Annotated in this window: 1 protein-coding gene; it reads right to left on the minus strand. The window is 31.3% G+C overall.

Annotation, left to right across the window (positions count from 1 at the left end; genetic code table 11):
* Window positions 1-144: 144 nt before the first annotated feature.
* The gene (locus F6K22_RS39030; RefSeq protein ID WP_293110326.1) at window positions 145-1,635 is read right to left on the minus strand and encodes a DASH family cryptochrome; all 1,491 of its coding nucleotides are present in this window, start codon (window positions 1,633-1,635) and stop codon (window positions 145-147) included.
* Between the last annotated feature and the right edge of the window lie 663 nt (window positions 1,636-2,298).

The following is a 2,298-nucleotide window of genomic DNA, read 5'->3' on the forward strand; positions in this document are numbered from 1 at the left end:
CTGCTATAATTCCCCATTCCTCCTAACTACTCCCTATCCCCTTCTAGAACAAAAAAAGTAGCAGCTTTCCGGTTGCTCAAGCTGAAAAAGCTAGTAGAAAAGGCAGAATAATTTCATAAAAATTACTCTGACAAAATAATATACTCATGTACTTTCCTTCTTCCTTCTTCCACCTTGCTTGAATTTTGTATTATAAGTTTTTTCATTCTCCTTAACCGACTGCCATAAATCAACAATTGGTTGTGGATAATCTACCCCAATTTTTACACCAAATCTATCTTGTTCAACAGGTAATAATTTCCCAGGTTCATGTACTTTAGCAGCAGGAACTTTTGCTAATTCTGGCAACCAATGTTTAACATATTTTCCTTCTGGGTCGTAATCTTTGGCCTGTTTAGGAATATTAAAATAGCGAAAACCTCGGGCATCATTTCCGACTCCAGCAGTGTAATTCCAATTTCCCCAATTACTACAAACATCATAATCTATTAGTAAAGACTCAAACCATTCAGCTCCCATTTGCCAATTAATTCCTAAATTTTTAGTCAGAAAACTAGCAACATTTTGTCTGCCACGATTTGACATAAAACCTGTAGCTAAAAGTTCGCGCATATTAGCATCTATTAGAGGAAATCCTGTTTTACCTACTTGCCACTTTTGAAATTTTTCCCAATCTTCTTGCCAAGGAATAGCTACTCCTTGTAAACCAGATTTATGAAATACTTTATTGCCATGTTTTTGACAAATAAATCGGAAATAATCTCGCCAGAGTAACTCAAAAACTAACCAATAAGTTGATTGATTTTTGACTCTTTGATATTCATATTCTTTAACTTGTTCATAAATATAACGAGGCGACAAACATCCTAATGCTAACCAAGGGGAAAATTTAGAAGAATAATTTGCCCCTAACATTCCATTTCTTGTTTCCTTATAAACTTTTAAACAGTCTTGCTGCCAAAAGTAATTTTTTACTCTTTCCTTACCAGCAGTTTCTCCACCTTTAAATTCTAAAACTCGCCGTGAATCTGGTGGTGGTATTTCTAGATTGAAATCAGATAATTTGGGTAATTCTCCCACATCAATTTCTGGTAAAGATGGTAATTTTTGAGGAATTGAGAATGTAGGATTGACAGTAGAATTTTTCTCTACATCTTTGCGAAAATTAGTAAATAATTCTGGTAATTGTTTAATCTCAAAAGGTAAATCATCTGGATGGTAAAGTGTATGACCCCAAAATGATTTTAACTTAACTCCAATTTGTTTTAGTGCCTGACGAACTGCTCTTTCTACTTTAACTTCTTCGGCAGTAACTTCTTGATGAAAAAATACTGATTTAGCAGATAATTGTTGAGCTAGTTTAGGAATTGCTATTTCTGGTTTATCTTGATAAATAACTAAATTACCACCTAATTTTTGCAGACTGTTACGCAAATCAACAATACTTTCTAGTAAAAACTTTGCTCTAAATACGCCTGTTTTAGGAAAGCCAAAATTTGTTTTACCAAATTGCCTTGGGTCGAAACAATAAATAGGAATAATTTGAGTATTAGCTTTTAGTGCTTTATATAGTGGTTCATGGTCATGGATGCGTGGGTCGTTACGATACCATAATATAATTACGTCTTGACTCATATTAATTTTTGAGGGAATAGAGAATAGGGAATAGGGAATAGAAAAAACCAGAATCATTGAATGATGTTGATATCCTTTATTATTCTAGCAACACCCAATTTTAGTAACTAGACTTTAGTAAAAAAATTCGATCAAATAGTCTAAAATTATTAGACAGCAATACTTTGATCTTAAAATAAGATAGCAATGAGAGAAACAACCATGTGTACCTTACCAAATAATTATTAATTATTAAATAATTCATGTTGAAAGTTTCCCCTTTTCAGGAAAAAAAAGAAATAATATTTCCTTATATTCAATCCTCTCGGTTTTAACCAGAGGTAATTATCAATTATCTATTAATGAACTCCATACTTTTAAAAATGGTATCATAAAGTTTGATGATTTATTTAAAACCAGAGGTAAAAAAAAGAGATTTTGGTATTATTTAGGGGGATTACTTGGAGAAAGTAAAAGGAAAAATATTGCTCAAATGAAAAATATTGCTCAAATGAAAAAAAAACAATTTTGTGCTTCATAACACAATATATATCATTTTATTAGTCAATCACAATGAAATGAAAGCTTGATAAATTTTAGAGAAGTTTTGCGTTATTAAACCTCTATTAAAAATTATGAATAAAGGAAATTAAACCATAATTAGAAATGGATTTACTCTGACTA

Source organism: Okeania sp. SIO2F4 (assembly GCF_010672385.1).
Classification (GTDB): Bacteria; Cyanobacteriota; Cyanobacteriia; order Cyanobacteriales; family Microcoleaceae; genus Trichodesmium.